We start from the raw sequence: 15,564 nt of genomic DNA, 5'->3' as shown, positions 1-15,564 counted from the left end.
TCAGTCCGCGTTGAATCGGAAACCGACGCCGCGCACGGTCGCGATGCGGCGTTCGGCGACGGGCCCCTCGTCGCCGATCTTCCGCCGCAGCCAGGACATGTGCATGTCGAGCGTCTTCGATCCCCGCAGTTCGACGTCTCCCCACACCTCGCGCAGGATCTGCTCGCGCGAGACGACCTGACCGGCGTGTTCGAGCAGCACCCGCAGCAGTTCGTACTCCTTGTTCGCGAGCGCGATCTCGGAGCCGTCGACGAGGACGCGACGGGCGGCGGGCTCGAGCCGGATGTCGCCGACCTCGACCACCGAGTCCTCCGAGCCGCCGCGCCGGCGCAACAGCGCCCGCACACGCGCCATCAGTTCGGCGAGCCGGAAGGGCTTTCCGACGTAGTCGTCGGCGCCCGCGTCGAGCCCCACGACGAAGTCCACCTCGTCGGTACGGGCGGTGAGCATGAGGACGGCGAGATCGGAACGGTTCGCCCGGACCTGACGGCACACCTCGAGGCCGTCCATCCCGGGCAGTCCGAGATCGAGGATCAGCAGATCGAACGACCCGCCGAGAGCGCGCTCGAGTGCGTCGGGGCCGGTCTGCTCGACCGTGACGTCGTACCCCTCGCGGCCCAGAGCGCGCGAGAGGGGCGCGGCGATGGCTTCGTCGTCTTCTGCCAGCAGGACTGCGGTCACAGGGACAGAGTACGGACCTCGTGTGCGCGCGGAACGCGGCACACTGCGGTGATCGTCACGGCCCCCGCGCCCGCGCGTGTCACCGCCGCCCCTGCGGCCGGTCGACGTCGTCGGCGGAGCCAGGACCGGCCGTCGGCCGCCACGGTGGCTCGCGCCGGTCGGTCGCGTCCATGACCTCGCGGTAGAGCAGCGAGTGCACGCGCTCCACCTGCGGAATGTCGTCGAATTCGAGGGGATCGTCCGAGGCCGCGACCACGACGAGCGTCCCGGTCCGCAGCAGCCGGTCGACGATGCCGTGCCGGAACTGGACGTTGCTCACACGGGCGAGCGGAATGTCGATGCCGCGGTGCGTGACGATGCCCTCGCGGACCAGCACGCGCCGGTCGGTCACGATGAAGTGCGTCGTGTTCCAGCGGACGAACGGGACGAGGCTCCGCCAGACGACCAGCGCGAGCCATACCGCCGCCACCGCGACGAGGCCCACCGTCGTGCCCGCGCCCTCGACGTGCCGCTGCACGAGCCCTCCCGCGAATCCCGCGGCGGCCGTGACGAGCACGAACACGAGCGCGGGACCGACGAGCGCCTTCCAGTGCGGATGGCGATGCAGGACGAGTTCCTCGTCGTCGGCGAGCGCGTCCTCGGGGTAGGCCATCGTCAGTCCCCCCTCGGTGCGCCGTCGTCCCCGATCGGGCGCAGGTGCGTGATGTCGCCCGCCGCGACGACGAGTGGCTCCTGCCCGCCGTCCCGCTCGACGACGAGCCGCCCGTCGGCGTCGATGTCTCGCGCGATCCCGATCTCGACGCGGTCGCCGGGCAGTTCCGCGCGGACCCGGCGCCCGAGGGTCGAACAGCGCTCGCGATAGTCGGAGGCGAGGTCGGCGGGATCCCAGTTCGCGCCGAGCCAGCGGGTGAGGCGCTCCCCCAGCGCACGTGCGAACGCGACGGCCAGCTCGCCGCGGTCCACGGCGGTGGCGCCTTCGAGATGCAGCGACGTCGCGGTGTCCACGGGGAGCTCGTCCCGCGTCGTGGACACGTTGAGGCCCACGCCGACGACGACGACCGGATCGGGTGCTGCCACCGCGACCTCGGCGAGGATCCCCGCGAGCTTGCGGCCCGCGACCATGACGTCGTTCGGCCACTTGAGGTCCGCGGCGACGCCCGCGACCTCGCGGACGGCGTCGACGACCGCGAGACCGGTGACGAGCGGAAGCCAGCCCGCCGCGGCGAGCGAGGCGTCCGGAAGCGTGACGACGGCCGACACGACGAGCTGCGCCCGCGGCGGTCCGACCCACGAGCGCGCGTGGCGGCCCCGCGCGCCCGACTGGTACTCGGCGAGCAGCAGCCGGCGATCGGCGTCGCCCGCCCGCGCGCGGGCGAGCAGATCGGTGTTGGTCGAGCCGGTGTCCGCGACGACGTCGAGGCCGCGCCAGAACGTCGCCGGGTCGTCGGGCGAGAGGAGCGCGCCGCGCAGGGCGCTCTCGTCGAGCGGCGGGCGATCGGGAATCGTCGACATGCTTCGAAGCCTAGAACGCGCCGCTCTCGCTACCCGTGTACCGGTCCTCGGGCGCGCTAGGCTCGTGCGTCATGACGAGCCCCACGAACCGGCCCGACCATGACACACGACACGGTCATGCGGTGACCGTGCGGGACGGCCGGATCGACATCGTGCGCGGCAATCCCACCGCGGACGACGTGGCCGCGCTGCTGGCGGTGCTGCAGGCCGTCGAGGCGCACCGCGACCACCAGGAGTACGCGCGGATGTCGGATACCGAGGTGTGGGCCGACCCGCGGCGCTCGATGCGCGTCGGGCGCTCGCCGTCCTCGTTCTCGCCGCTCGCGTTCGGCAACGTCTCGGGTGGTGTGCGATGACGACGTTCGTGCTCGCGTCGGCCTCCCCGGCGCGGCTCGCCGTGCTGCGTGCGGCGGGCATCGATCCGGTCGTCCGCGTGTCGGGTGTCGACGAGGACGCTGTCACCGCGGGCCTCGGCCCCGATCCCGCGCCCGAACTCGTCGTCGGCGAACTGGCCCGGGCGAAGGCGACGGCCGTCATCGAGGCCGTCACCCGTGAGGGCATCTACGACGCCGTGATCGTCGGCTGCGATTCGATGCTCCTGATCGACGGCGAACTGCAGGGCAAGCCGGGCACCGTCGACGCGGCGCGGACCCGCTGGCGCACGATGGCGGGCGGCAGCGGGACGCTGCTCACCGGGCACAGCATCGTGCACATCTCGAACGGCGTCACCGTGGGCGAACGGCATGCGCACACCGCCACCGTCGTCCACTTCGCGACTCCGACGGACGCCGAACTCGAGGCCTATCTCGCGTCGGGTGAACCGCTCGCCGTCGCGGGGGCGTTCACGCTGGACGCGCTCGGCGGCTGGTTCGTCGAGCGGATCGAGGGCGATCCGTCCAGCGTCGTGGGGATCGGCCTGCCTCTCGTCCGTTCACTGCTCACCGAACTCGGTTTCGCGGTGTCGGACCTGTGGAGCGTCCCGCGCGAGATCTGACTCGGTCAGCGCCCGGGCACGGGCTCGGGCTCGTTGTCGGGTTCGTCGGATGCGTCGTCGTCGGACGAGAGGGCGTCGGGTTCGACGATGCGGTTGCGGCGCGGCAGCGTCAGCGAGAGTGCGGCGACGACGACCGACACACCGGCGATCGACCACATGACGCGCTGCTGGGCGACGAGGAATGCCTCCCCCGCCGCTGCGCGTGTCGCGTCGTGGGCGGCGGCGAGCGCCGAGTCGACCATCGCCTGCGGCGCCGCTGAGGCGCCCGTCCCGGCGTCGGCGCACTCGTCGGGCACGTGCATCGGGGACGACGATCCGAGCTGGGCCGTCGCGCAGTCGGCGAACCGCGTCTCGAGTTGTGGGACGTACGACGACGGGATGCCGGCGGATTCGAGTCTCGCCGCGAACGCGGGTCGCTGCTCGTTCACCGCCGTGTCGGCCTGGCCCGCCACGAACTGGAAGAAGACGATGCCGATGAGGGCGAGGCCGAGCGAACTGCCGACCTGCTGGATGGTGGGGAGCAGGCCGGACACCGACCCGGAGTTGGCGGGCCGCACCGACGCGAGGATCGCGGACTGCAGCGGCGCGACGAACAGGCCGAGCCCGGCGCCACCGAGCAGCAGCGGCCCCGCGAGCACGAGCCACCGCGGGTCGGTGCCCTCACGGCCGAGGATCTCCGCCGTGAGCAGCAGGCTGCCGCCGAACAGCAGCATTCCGGTGGGGAGCACGAGGTTGCCGATGCGCCGGTAGACCATCGACGACAGAACGGCGGCGATACCGGTCCCGATCGCCCACGGCAGCGTCGTGATGCCGGCCCGCAGCGGCGAGAATCCGAAGCCGAACTGCAGAGTCAGCGAGATCGTGAAGATCAGCGATGTGAGCGTGCCGAAGAACAGCAGTGCGAGCAGCGCGCCCCGCGAGAAGGAGGAGTCGCGGAACAGCCCGAGCCGCAGCACGGGATCGCCGCCGCGGCGGCCGAGCCGGTGCTCGTACCAGACGAACAGCGCGAGAACCGGGATCGAGGCCACGAGCATCGCGACGATCGGCGCGGGCCAGCCACGTTCGCGGCCCTCGACCAGCGGATAGATGAGCAGTACGAGTCCGAGCGCGGAGAGCACGGCACCGACCGGGTCGAGTTTCGGGCGGCGAGTAGCGCGCGCGTCGACGAGGAAGACCGCGCCGAAGATCAGCGCGAGTGCACCGATCGGCAGGTTGATGAGGAAGATCATCCGCCAGCCGAGGTCGAAGAGATTCCACTCGATGAGCAGGCCGCCCGCGAGCGGTCCGCTGACGGTCGCGAGCGCGATGGTCGCGCCGTAGATGCCGAACACCCGGGGATGGGCGCGCTTCGGGAACAGTGCGGAGATGATCGCGAAGGTCTGCGCCGACATCGACCCCGCGGCGAGACCCTGCAGCGCCCGGAACACCACGAGCGCCGGACCCGAGGTGGCCAGCCCGCACAGCACGGAGGCGACGACGAACGCGGCGAGTGCCGCGAGAAACACCCGGCGTCGCCCGAGAATGTCGCCGAGTCTCGCGGCCGTGATGAGCGCACACGCGAACGACAACGTGTAGATGCTGACCATGAGCAGCTGAGTCGAGACGGGGGCACCCAGATCCACAGCGATGCTGGGTAAGGCGACGTTCACGATCGTCGCATCGAGTAACTGCATGAAAACTGCGGTGAGGCTCGTGGCGAGCCCCAGCCAAGGCGCCCAACGACTTACGCGAGCGCTGTCACGGAAGCGGGCAGCTGACGACACCGAGCAAGCGTAGCGATTGTGCATCGATCGTGTAACGTGACGACCGTCTCGAGGGTGTGTCGCACACGAGCACGGAACGGAGATCCCGTTCGCAGCAAATGCTCACTGCGGCACACGTTTCGGCGAGCGGAGGGGTACCGGACCGAAGCCGTGTAACGAAGGTCATACGAGCGAGCGTCTCGCCAAATCGACCGCGTTACCTCAATTCTGGACCAGGTAAACGCCAAAGGCAGCAGAACCCTCCTCCCTCCATCTCGCTCGCCCTCGTCATCGACGTTCGTTGTAGGAGCATGCCCGATGGAAATGAACTTGATCACGCAGTGGCGTCCCCGCCCGGGGCGCGTGGTCACGTGGACCGCAACCCCCGCCGCGCGCGATGCCGCCGCGGCGGCGCCGGTGGATCCCATGCCGCCGACGACGATGCAGGAACGTCATCTCCGCAGGGCCCGCCTCGCACGTGAGGCCGGCGAGATGCAGTCACCGTGGATCGGTGTCGCGTTCGATTTCCCTGGCAAACCGTCCATTTCGGACATCACCGCCGTGCTCGAACAGTACGTCCGGCGCCACGGCACCCTCCACAGCTGGTTCTCCTTCGAGGACGACACGCGCTCGGCCGCGGATCGCGACAACGCGGTGCGGCGCCGGGTCGTGCCGACCGAGGCCATCGCGCTCGAGGCAACCGACATCGGTGTGCTCGACACGACCGAGAAGGTCCGCGACCACGTCGCGAAGCGCTTCGCCGAGGAGGCCAGCGCCCTCGCGTGGCCCGCGTTCGTGTTCGGCATCGTCGAACACGAGCCCGACGACGACGATCCGGACGGCTCGTTCACGCTCTACCACGCCGTCGATCACGCGCACACCGACATGGTGTCGATCCTGCTCTCGTTCGCCGAGATCAGGACGCTCCACGACGCCCGGCTCGCGGGCACCTCACCCGAACTCCCGCCCGCCGCGAGCTACGCGGACTACGCCGCACGCGAGCGCGAGCAGGCGTCCCAGCTGACGATGGCCTCCCCCGAGGTCGCGAAGTGGCTCGGTTATCTCTCGCGCTCGGGCGGCTCGTTCCCGCAGTTCCCGCTCGATCTCGGTGTCGAGGACGGCCCGAAGCCTGCCGTCGGCACCCGCTTCGAACTCGCCGACGGCGAGCAGTGCCTCGCCTTCGGGCGCCGGTGCAAGGAGCTGGGTTCGGGTTTCGCGGGGGGCATCTTCGCCGCGCTCGCGATCACCGAACTCGAGGTCGCGGGACGCACGAGCTACATGTCGATGACGCCGCTCGCCGTCCGCGAGAACGAGTACATGCTCTCGCAGGGCTGGTTCATCAACCTCGTCCCGGTCGCGATCGACATCGACGGCGCGCGGAGCTTCGCCGATCTCGCCGGACGCGCACAGGAAGCGTTCACCGAGGGCAAGTCGCTCAGCGGCGTCTCGGTGCAGCAGGTCGTCGAAACCGTTGTGGCACAGGCTGACTCGCTGGGAAGCGGAGACACCGCCTCACTCGCTCCCCCGCCGATCGTCTCGTACATCGACGCCCGCCACATGCCCCATGCCGACGCGTTCGTCTCGACCCGCGCGACCGGCATCGTCGGCGGCAAGGACACCCGCATCGCGTCGATGTGGATCAACCGGGTGAACGAGGGCGTGTGGCTGGCCTTCTCGTACCCCGACACCCCCACCGCGCACGAGTCGACGTCGACCTATGCGCACACGCTCGCCACCGTCATCCGCAGTGTCGCGGAGACCGGCGACTACACGATCGCCCGCAGCGACATCCCTGCAGCCGAGGAGGTTTCGGCATGAAGGTGACCTCGATCGATCGCTACGTCCTCGAACCGGGAACCGTCACCGAATGGTCGGTGACCCCCGTCACGGTCACTCCGTCGGCGACGCCGCCGTCGTACAACCAGCGCTTCCATCTCGAGACGGCACGCCGTCACGGCCACGGCACCAGTGTGTGGATGGCCGCGGCGTTCGATCTGCCGGGCGAACTCGATCGCCGTGCGTTCGAACTCGCGGTGCGGCACTTCATCGCTCGTCACGACACCCTGCAGACGGGCTTCCATCTTTGCCCGGGCACGTCCACCGGGTCGGGTTCGATCCGTGGGACGTCCAGCTCAACCCGTCGGAACCGTGGACGGCCACCGATCACGACGAGCTGCGCGAGCACCTGCGCCGCCGGTTCACCGACGTGTGCGACCCGCACACCTTCCCCGCGTACACCTTCGCGACGATCGAGCGCCCCGATCACTACACCGTGATCAGCGCGTTCGACCACACGCTCGTCGACGGCTACTCGATCGCGATCGCGCTCGGTGAGCTGCGTGCGATCTACGAGGAGTTCGCGGGACGCGACCGCGCCGAGATGGAGCGCGCCGGACTCGAACTCCACGAAAGCCTCGGCGAGCCGGGCAGTTTCCTGCAGTACTGCCGACTCGAGGCGGAGTCGAGCCCTGCCGAGACCTCCGATCCGCGGGTGCAGGCATGGGCACAGTTCTACGAGCGGTGCGGCGGAACGGCTCCCAGCTTCCCGCTGGATCTCGGCGTCGAGGCGGGCCATCCCGCGCCGCAGGGCGCGGACGTCCGAACCCTGTTGTCCGCCTGCGAGACCGAGGCGTTCGAACGCGCCTGCCTCGCGGCCGGCGGCAGCGTGTACACCGGAACGCTCACCGCCATGACGTCGGCGCTCCGCGATCTCACCGGTCTCGACGAACTGCCGCTGCAGTACCCGCTGCACACGCGGCGAGATCCGCAGTGGGCGGGCGCGATCGGCTGGCTCACCACGAGCGCACCGATGGTCGCCCACGCGACGGGCGACTTCGACGCCGACCTCAGGGCGACCCACGCGGAGTTCCGCACCGGGCTCACCCTCGGCGGCGTCCGGATGCCCCAGGTCGTCGAGGCACTCGGCGAGCGGTACCGCCGCACCCGCACCGACGTGTTCATGGTGTCGTACATCGACTACCGCAAGCTTCCCGGTACCGATCAGCACGACGTGCTCAACGCCCATCACATCTCCAACGTGACGGTCGCCGACGACGCGCAGTTCTGGATCTCGCGGACGACGACCGGGCTCGCACTGCGTTCCCGGTTCCCGGACACCGCGCGCGCGTCCGAATCGATGTCGGCGTTCCTGGATCTGCTGGTCCGGACGATGCGCGACGTGTGCGAGCGGTCCGAACCGGTCGGTTCGGTCGTCAGCGCCGGCGCGTTCGCGGGTGCGCCGATCGTGTGACATCTCTCGCGCCGTCGCCGCAGGTGTGACCACCGCGGCGGCGGCGCATAGAATCGGCGACGAAAATCGTCGGCGCTCGTTCCACGACCGCCGATCCGTGCTGTCCGACTCAGGAGCTGCCGTGCCCGTCGCGCCCGATCCCAACCCCTCCTTCGCCGAGTACGCACACCCCGAGCGGTTGGTGTCCACCGAATGGCTCTCCGCCCATCTCGGGACGCCGGGCCTCAAGGTGGTCGAATCGGACGAGGACGTCCTGCTGTACGACGTCGGGCACATTCCCGGTGCCGTGAAGATCGACTGGCACGTCGATCTCAACGACCCCGTCACCCGCGACTACATCGACGGCGAGCAGTTCGCCGCGCTCATGGACCGCAAGGGGATTCGCCGCGACGACACCGTCGTCGTCTACGGCGACAAGAGCAACTGGTGGGCCGCCTACGCGCTGTGGGTCTTCACGCTCTTCGGCCACGAGGACGTCCGGCTGCTCGACGGCGGCCGCGACGCCTGGATCGCCGAGAACCGCGACACCGCGTTCGACGTCCCCGAGACCACGACGAGCGGCTACCCCGTCGTCACGCGGGACGACGCCGCGATCCGCGCGTTCAAGGAGGACGTCCTGGGACACCTCGGCAAGGGCCCGCTCGTCGACGTCCGCTCGCCGCAGGAGTACACGGGCGAGCGCACGCACATGCCGGACTACCCGGAGGAGGGTGCGCTGCGCGGCGGCCACATCCCTAGTGCGGTGAGCATCCCGTGGGCGAAGGCCGCGGCTCCCGACAGCCGGTTCAAGAGCCGCGCCGATCTCGACGAGGTGTACGGCGGACTCGATGCCGACGACGACGTCGTGGCCTACTGCCGGATCGGTGAGCGGTCGAGCCACACGTGGTTCGTCCTCACGCACCTGCTCGGCTTCCCGAACGTCCGCAACTACGACGGCTCGTGGACGGAATGGGGCAACGCGGTGCGCGTGCCCATCGCCCAGGGTGATGAGCCGGGCGAGGTTCCCGCCGCGTCATGAGTTCGACTTCCCCGTCCGCCGTGCCGGCTCCGCTCGCGGAGATCCTCGACGACTTCGAGGCGGTGTCCGGTCAGGACAAGCTGCAGTTGCTGCTCGAGATGAGCCGCGAGCTTCCGGCGTTGCCGGCCGAGATGGAGCAGCAGGCGATGGAGCCGGTTCCGGAATGCCAGTCGCCGCTGTTCCTCTCGGTCGACGCGTCCGACCCGGGTGCGGTGCGGCTGTTCTTCTCCGCACCGCCCGAGGCTCCGACGACACGCGGTTTCGCCTCGATCCTCCATCAGGGCCTGGACGGGCAGCCGGCCGACGCGATCCTCGCCGTTCCGGACGACTTCTACGTCCGGCTCGGTCTCGCGGACGTCGTGAGTCCGCTTCGGCTGCGCGGAATCTCGGCGATGCTGACCCGTGTGAAACGCCGTATCCGAGAATCGCGGTAACGGGACCGGCGAGCGACGGGGCACGAGACACCATGGAATTCACCGAACTCGCCGACTATCCCGTACCCGACGGCGCTCTCGAAGAGTGGTTTCCCACCTCCGACGGACCGTGGGCCGAGGACGACCGGGTGTTGTCGTTCGTCCACGAGGCGCACCTCAACCGGGATCCGGCGGCAGGAACGAGCCTGTCGTGGCTGGGTACCGCGTTCGACGTCCACGGCCCGCTCGACCACGACGCCTTCCGGCGCACGCTGCAGGCATTCGTGGATCGGCACGAGGTGCTGCGCACCGACACCCACACCGACGACGCCGGTGGCGTCCACCGCCGCACCACGGCGCCCGGGACGGTCGACGTCGACCGGATCGTCTTCGCGACGCGTACGCCGTCGAACTTCGATCGCCTGCAGCGTATGTTCGACGAGCACGCGTCCGCGCGGTCGTGGCCGTCGTACGTGTTCGCGACGGTGTCCCGGACCGACCGGTTCACGGTCTTCTTCGCGGGCGACCACTCGATCCTCGACGGCTTCTCGATCGTGCTCGTGGCCCACGAGCTCACGGAGCTCTACGACTCGATCCGCGCGGGGCGCACGCCGCAGCTTCCCTCGGTGGGCAGTTACGTCGATTTCGGGCACCGCGAGCGCAAGAGCGGGCCTGCGCCCGGCGCGGCGCGGCGGGCGCTCGACATCTGGCGCTCGGCGCTCGACGGCAGCGGCCTTCCGGAGTTCCCGCTCCCGCTGGGTCCGCGCACGTCGTCGGCGCAGGCGTCGATCTCGCGCTGGCTGCTCGACGCGGACGGCGCGCGTGCGTTCGGTGAGGCGTGCCGGGAGGTCGGAGTCACGTCGTTCGCGGGCACCATGGCGTGCCTCGGGCTGGCGAGCTACGACGTCCTCGACGCCGACAGCCCCAATCGCCACATCTTTCGCACCGTCACGCCGGTGCACACGCGGCACGAACCGCAGTGGGAGGCCGCGCTGGGCTGGTTCGTGGGGCTCGCACCACTGCAATTCACCGTGGATGCGGAGTCGTTCCCGGCGACCGCGCGGCTCGCCGAGGCCGCGATCCGACGTGTCGTTCCCGCGGGCGAGTTCCCGTTCGACCGCATCCGCCACCTCGTCGGCGCGCCCGTCGAACCGCGATTCGTGGTGTCCTATCTCGACATTCGCTCACTGCCGGGCGCGCAGACCTGGCCCGAGCGCAACGCGCGCGCCCTGCGCAGCCGGCAGTACACCCACGACGTCTACGCGTGGATCAATCGCACACCCGAGGGGATCAACCTCTCGATGCGCTTCCCCGGCAACGAGATCGCGACTGCGGGCGCGCACCGATGGTCGGACGCGCTGGGAGTCCGGGTGGCCGAGGTCGCTCGGCCGTATCGTTCGGTCGGCTTGCGGCCGTAGCCGATTCGCCGCGGGTCAGGGATGCAGCACGATCTTCCCGACGTGCCCGCGCCGGGCGAGCGCCCGCTGGGCGTCGGCGGCGCGGTCGAGCGGGAAGGTCGCCGACACGACGGGCGCGACGTCGCCGCGCCGGGCAGTCTCGACGAGCTGCTCGAACTGGGCGGGAGTGTGCATCGCGGATCCGACGAGCCGCGCGTTGTGCAGGTAGAGCCGGCGGATGTCGAACGCGACCTCGTACCCGCCGAGCGCTCCGGCGACGACCCACCGGCCGCCCTCGCGCAGCAACGGCAGCGCCTGCGTCACGAGCTCACCCGCCACGACGTCGAGACCGACGTCGATGCCGTCCGGCGCGGCGTCGCGCAGCTGCGCGGGAAGGTCGCCTGCGCGGTCGACGACATGATCGGCGCCCGCGTCGCGCACGGCGTCGAGCTTGCCCGCGCTGCTGATCGCCACCACTGTCGCGCCGCGTGCCCGCGCGATCTGCACCGCGGCGAGACCGACTCCCCCGGACGCACCCGAGACGACGGCCGTCTCGCCGGCGCGCAGGCAACCACGTTCGGCCATGCCGAGTGCCGTCCCGTACGCCGTGGGCAGGCTCGCGAGCTGATCGTCGGTGAGCGGCGACGCGGTCACGTCGTGGACCCGCTCGGCCGGTGCGGTCACGTACTCGGCGTAGCCCCCGTCGCGTTCGCTGCCCATGAGCCCCACGGGGTTCGCGTCGGGCCCGTCGGAGTCGTAGATCGCCGGATCCACGAGGACTCTCGCGCCGACGAGCTCGGCGTCCACTCCATCGCCGACGGCCGCGACGTGTCCGGCTACGTCGGCACCCTGGATGCGGGGGAAGCCGATCGGCCCGCGCCAGCCCGAGAGTGCGCCGGGATCTCCGGCGCTGCCGTACGCCCCCTCGCGCGTCCACAGGTCGGTGTTGTTCAGGGCGACCGCACTCACCTTCACCAGGACCTCGCCCCGCTCCGGACGCGGCACGGGCACCGACACGAGTTCGAGGACCTCGGGGCCGCCGTGCCGTGGAATACGCACGGCACGCATCGTCCGTGCCGCCACCGGTTCCGTGCCCATCCGTCCACGGTAACGCGGTGGGGTGCGGCCGGGTCGCGGCTTCCGCGCGGCCGCGCCCCACGACGTTCTAGGGTTGACGACGTGGAGCCCATCGAGATCAGCGCCGGACAGTTCTACCTGCGTGCGCCGCGTGCGGACGACCGGATCGACGATCGGACCTCGCTCGCCGACCTCGGCATCTCCGACCCGGACCACGTCGAGCACAGCCTCGGCGAGTGGCACGCCGGCACGCGGTACAGCTGGGTGGTGTGCGAGACGACGTCGGGCGAGCCGCTCGCGCACGTGACGCTCGATCCCGACGGCGCGATCGCGGGTCTCGCGCACCCCGACGGCGAGGAGGCACTCGACACCGGTTTCCGGGTCGTGACGGCGTTCGCCGAGGCCGGCAATCTTCCGCACGGCGCGCCGTCCCCCGGTGCGCACGACGAGATCGAGCCGTGGTGAACGCGCGGTGGTGACGCGGCCGCTGCGCGTCGCTCCCCTCGTGGTGTCGGCACTGTTCGCGTTCTACGTGCTGTTCACGCCGTCGTCGGACGTGCCGTCCGGCGTCGCCCATCTCGGCACGATCATCCATGTCACGCTGTTCGCGATGCTGGCCGTGACGTCGCGATTCGCGGGTATCGGCACGCTCGTGACGGCAGTCTGGCTCGCGGCGTTCGGTGGTCTCTCCGAACTCGCGCAGGGCGCGCTGCCGATCGGCCGCACCACCTCGCTTCAGGACTGGTTCGCCGACCTCGTGGGTGTGGCGGCCGGGCTCGTGGTGTTCTCGCTCGCGTCGTCCGTGACGAAGCGTGCGCGCAGGGCCTCGACGCCCGCAGCGCCGAGGCCGAGGCCCTCGGCGAAGTAGGTCTCGACGTCGCCGAAGCGAGTCGTCACCGCGTCGAACGCCGCGTCGAGGTACTCGCTGCGGACGCCGAGTACGGCCCGGAGCAGTTCGGGGTCGCCGCCACTCGACGTGAAACGCTCGAACACGCTGCCGAGTGCGGGGAGCAGCAACTCGTTGGTGAGCAGGTAGTCGCGGTAGACCTCGTCGCGGCTCACGCCGAGCAGCGCGAGCAGTGCCGCCGCCGCCCACCCGGTGCGGTCCTTGCCCGTCGTGCAGTGGACGAGTGCGGGCGCGGTCCCGGACGCGAGGTCGCCGTAGAAGGACCGATACGACTCGACGGCGCTGGGGAGCACGACGAAGTCCCGGTAGCTCTCGCGGAAGTACGCGTACGCGCGGCCCGCACCGAGGGTGTCCCGTGCGATCGACGGATCCGAGAGTACGCGCTGCATCTGGGCGGGGACGTCGCGAACCTTCTTGTCCCGCAGCACATCGAGATCGACGACGCGGCTGTGCGCCGGCAGCCGGTCCGGCGCCGCGTCGCGCTCGCTCTCGGTCCGCAGGTCGAAGATCGTCGCGATGCCGAGCTCTTCGAGCGCGTGGACGTCCTCGACGGTCGCGCGCGAGAGGTCGACCGATCGGTAGAGGACGCCGGTACGCACGACGCCGTCGGCGACGGTGTGCCCTCCGACGTCGCGAAAGTTCGGAATGGCTGTGACCGGGTCCGACCGAGGCGTCATACCGGCAACGCTACCGGCCGTCAGGGGGCGAGCACCCGGTCGATCGCGGCGACCACCTCGTCCAGTTCGGCGTCGGCGACGGTGAGCGGCGGCCGGAACCGGATGCTGCGCTCGCCGCTCGGCAGGATCAGGACGTGTTCGTCGTCGCGCAGGAGCCGGACGACGTCGTCGCGACGCCGCGCCGAGGGGAGCGAGAACGCGCACATGAGGCCGCGTCCGCGCGGTTCGGTGACCTCGGGGTGACGCTCCGCGAGGCCGGCGAGCAGCCCCTGCAGGTGGGCGCCGCGTGCGGCGGCCGCGGCGACGAGGCCGTCGGACTCGATCACCTCGAGGATGCGGCGGGCCCGGACCATGTCGGCGAGATTGCCGCCCCACGTCGAGTTGATGCGCGAGGAGACCGCGAACACGTTGTCGACGACCTCGTCGACTCGCCCCCCGGCCATGACGCCGCACACCTGCGTCTTCTTCCCGAAGGCGACGACGTCGGGAGCGACCCCGAGCTGCTGGTACGCCCACGTCGTGCCGGTGAGTCCGCAACCGGTCTGCACCTCGTCCATGACGAAGAGCGCGTCGTGCCGCCGGCACAGTTCCTGCATCCGCTGGAAGAACTCCGGCCGGAAGTGATGGTCGCCGCCCTCGCCCTGGATCGGCTCGGCGACGAAGCACGCGATGTCGTCGCGGTAGGCGGCGAAGGCGTCCTCCGCTGCGGCGAGCGCGTCACGTTCGGCGGCCTCGACGTCGCGGCCGTCCTGCAGGTAGGGCGCGGGAATCCTCGGCCAGTCGAACTGGGGGAAGCGGTCCGTCTTGATCGGGTCGGTGTTGGTGAGCGACATCGTGTAGCCGGTGCGGCCGTGGAACGCCTCGGTGAGATGCAGGACGGCGCCGCCGCGATGCGAGCCGATGCCCTTGCGCTCGTTCGTCCTGCTCTTCCAGTCGAACGCGACCTTGAGGGCGTTCTCGACGGCGAGCCCGCCACCGTCGACGAAGAACAGCCGGGGCAGCGCGGGATCGCCGAGCACGCGCGCGAAGGTGTCGACGAACCGCGCCATCGGGACGGTGTAGATGTCGGAGTTGCTGGGCTTGCCGAGTGCGGCCTGCGCGAGTTCGGTGCAGAACTCGGTGTCCTCGGCGAGGGCCGGATGGTTCATCCCGAGCGCCGACGAGGCGAAGAACCCGAACATGTCGAGGTAGCTGCGGCCGTCGCGGGCGTCCACGATGCGCACGCCTCGTGAGCGGTCGAGGTCGAGGACGAGGTCGAAGCCGTCGGTGAGGATCGAGCGAGCGAGTACGCGATGGACGTCGGCCGGCCCGATCGCGCGCTCGCGGAGCGGCGTTGTGGTCATGGCCCCACTGTAGGCACACATTTACCGAAACAACAGAGATGCGATGGAAAAAATACGGCCTGGTCGACTACCGTTCGTAAAAAGTCTGAAGGATGATGGTGCTGCGGGTATGGACGTTGGCCGTCGCGCGGATCTCCTGGAGCAGGTGCTCGAGGGCGCGCGGCGAGGCCACCCGCACCATGAGGACGTAGCTCTCCTCGCCCGCGACCGAGTGGCACGCCTCGACGGCGGGCAGCGCACGCAGGCGCTCGGGCGCGTCGTCGGGAGCGGACGGATCGAGAGGAGTGATCGCGACGAACGCCGACAGATACTGGCCGAGGGCGTCGGGATCGACCTTCGCCGAATACCCCTCGATGACACCGCGCGATTCGAGCCGGCGCACGCGAGACTGCACCGCCGAGACCGACAGCCCCGCCTTCTCCGCGAGGGCTGCGAGGGTGGCTCGCCCGTCGTCGACCAGTTCGCGCAACAGGACGCGGTCGACGTCGTCGAGCGTGCCACCGGACCCGTCGTGCCGCGAGGATTCCACCACATCCGCAGGTTATCCCAGGAG

Annotated in this window: 16 protein-coding genes; 8 read left to right on the top strand and 8 right to left on the bottom strand. The window is 70.4% G+C overall.

From position 1 onward, the window contains the following. The 3 genes from RR1_RS04850 to RR1_RS04840 form a co-directional block, all read right to left on the bottom strand. Complete coding sequence (locus RR1_RS04850) at positions 1-681, bottom strand: response regulator transcription factor (protein WP_010839231.1); 681 nt, start codon at positions 679-681, stop codon at positions 1-3. A 79-nt stretch (positions 682-760) separates the two neighbouring features. Next, entirely contained in the window at positions 761-1,333 is a 573-nt protein-coding gene (locus RR1_RS04845) for a PH domain-containing protein (protein ID WP_010839232.1), read from the bottom strand. Positions 1,334-1,335: 2 nt separating this feature from the next. Next, the gene (locus RR1_RS04840; RefSeq protein WP_010839233.1) at positions 1,336-2,193 is read right to left on the bottom strand and encodes a biotin--[acetyl-CoA-carboxylase] ligase; all 858 of its coding nucleotides are present in this window, start codon (positions 2,191-2,193) and stop codon (positions 1,336-1,338) included. A gap of 122 nt (positions 2,194-2,315) precedes the next feature. Between RR1_RS04840 and RR1_RS04835 the strand changes: the two genes are divergently transcribed. Together RR1_RS04835 and RR1_RS04830 are read left to right on the top strand one after the other, a co-directional pair. Further along, positions 2,316-2,549, top strand: a complete 234-nt coding sequence (locus RR1_RS04835) for an acyl-CoA carboxylase subunit epsilon (protein ID WP_010839234.1) — start codon at positions 2,316-2,318, stop codon at positions 2,547-2,549. Next, the gene (locus tag RR1_RS04830; RefSeq protein WP_010839235.1) at positions 2,546-3,187 is read left to right on the top strand and encodes a Maf family protein; all 642 of its coding nucleotides are present in this window, start codon (positions 2,546-2,548) and stop codon (positions 3,185-3,187) included. Before RR1_RS04835 ends, RR1_RS04830 begins: the two co-directional genes overlap by 4 nt. A gap of 5 nt (positions 3,188-3,192) precedes the next feature. On the opposite strand, the gene RR1_RS04825 is transcribed toward RR1_RS04830, so the two are convergent. Beyond that, on the bottom strand, positions 3,193-4,860 hold the full coding sequence (locus tag RR1_RS04825) for an MFS transporter (RefSeq protein ID WP_010839236.1): 1,668 nt from the start codon (positions 4,858-4,860) through the stop codon (positions 3,193-3,195). Between the two features lie 387 nt (positions 4,861-5,247). On the opposite strand from RR1_RS04825, the gene RR1_RS04820 reads away from it, so the two are divergent. The 5 genes from RR1_RS04820 to RR1_RS04800 all read left to right on the top strand — a co-directional run bounded on the left by RR1_RS04820 (position 5,248) and on the right by RR1_RS04800 (position 11,028). Continuing rightward, positions 5,248-6,747 (top strand): condensation domain-containing protein, encoded by a 1,500-nt coding sequence (locus tag RR1_RS04820; protein ID WP_040774298.1) that lies wholly within the window; start codon positions 5,248-5,250, stop codon positions 6,745-6,747. 265 nt (positions 6,748-7,012) lie between these two features. After that, the gene (locus RR1_RS04815) at positions 7,013-8,179 is read left to right on the top strand and encodes an amino acid adenylation domain-containing protein (RefSeq protein WP_010839238.1); all 1,167 of its coding nucleotides are present in this window, start codon (positions 7,013-7,015) and stop codon (positions 8,177-8,179) included. A 121-nt stretch (positions 8,180-8,300) separates the two neighbouring features. Beyond that, the gene (locus tag RR1_RS04810) at positions 8,301-9,197 is read left to right on the top strand and encodes a sulfurtransferase (RefSeq protein WP_040774301.1); all 897 of its coding nucleotides are present in this window, start codon (positions 8,301-8,303) and stop codon (positions 9,195-9,197) included. Continuing rightward, positions 9,194-9,631, top strand: a complete 438-nt coding sequence (locus tag RR1_RS04805; protein WP_040774303.1) for a SufE family protein — start codon at positions 9,194-9,196, stop codon at positions 9,629-9,631. Before RR1_RS04810 ends, RR1_RS04805 begins: the two co-directional genes overlap by 4 nt. A 32-nt stretch (positions 9,632-9,663) precedes the next feature. Next, a complete protein-coding gene (locus RR1_RS04800) occupies positions 9,664-11,028 on the top strand; it encodes a condensation domain-containing protein (RefSeq protein ID WP_010839241.1) in 1,365 nt (454 codons plus the stop codon). A 15-nt stretch (positions 11,029-11,043) separates the two neighbouring features. Here the strand turns inward: RR1_RS04800 and RR1_RS04795 are convergent, their stop codons facing one another. After that, a complete protein-coding gene (locus RR1_RS04795; RefSeq protein ID WP_040774306.1) occupies positions 11,044-12,105 on the bottom strand; it encodes a zinc-binding dehydrogenase in 1,062 nt (353 codons plus the stop codon). 81 nt (positions 12,106-12,186) lie between these two features. On the opposite strand from RR1_RS04795, the gene RR1_RS04790 reads away from it, so the two are divergent. Next, the gene (locus RR1_RS04790; RefSeq protein WP_051111249.1) at positions 12,187-12,549 is read left to right on the top strand and encodes a hypothetical protein; all 363 of its coding nucleotides are present in this window, start codon (positions 12,187-12,189) and stop codon (positions 12,547-12,549) included. Positions 12,550-12,819: 270 nt separating this feature from the next. Here the strand turns inward: RR1_RS04790 and RR1_RS04780 are convergent, their stop codons facing one another. From RR1_RS04780 to RR1_RS04770, 3 genes are all read right to left on the bottom strand, one after another. Beyond that, positions 12,820-13,668, bottom strand: coding sequence for a tyrosine-protein phosphatase (locus RR1_RS04780; RefSeq protein WP_010839243.1), 849 nt, complete (start codon positions 13,666-13,668; stop codon positions 12,820-12,822). A 20-nt stretch (positions 13,669-13,688) separates the two neighbouring features. After that, positions 13,689-15,011, bottom strand: a complete 1,323-nt coding sequence (gene lat, locus RR1_RS04775) for an L-lysine 6-transaminase (RefSeq protein WP_010839244.1) — start codon at positions 15,009-15,011, stop codon at positions 13,689-13,691. Between the two features lie 67 nt (positions 15,012-15,078). Continuing rightward, the gene (locus RR1_RS04770) at positions 15,079-15,543 is read right to left on the bottom strand and encodes an Lrp/AsnC family transcriptional regulator (RefSeq protein ID WP_040774312.1); all 465 of its coding nucleotides are present in this window, start codon (positions 15,541-15,543) and stop codon (positions 15,079-15,081) included. Positions 15,544-15,564 lie beyond the last annotated feature (21 nt).

This window comes from Rhodococcus rhodnii NBRC 100604 (assembly GCF_001894925.1).
Lineage (GTDB): Bacteria > Actinomycetota > Actinomycetes > Mycobacteriales > Mycobacteriaceae > Rhodococcus_F > Rhodococcus_F rhodnii.
The sequence above is the reverse complement of the archived record's forward strand: the minus strand, read 5'-3'. Positions and strand labels throughout refer to the sequence as shown.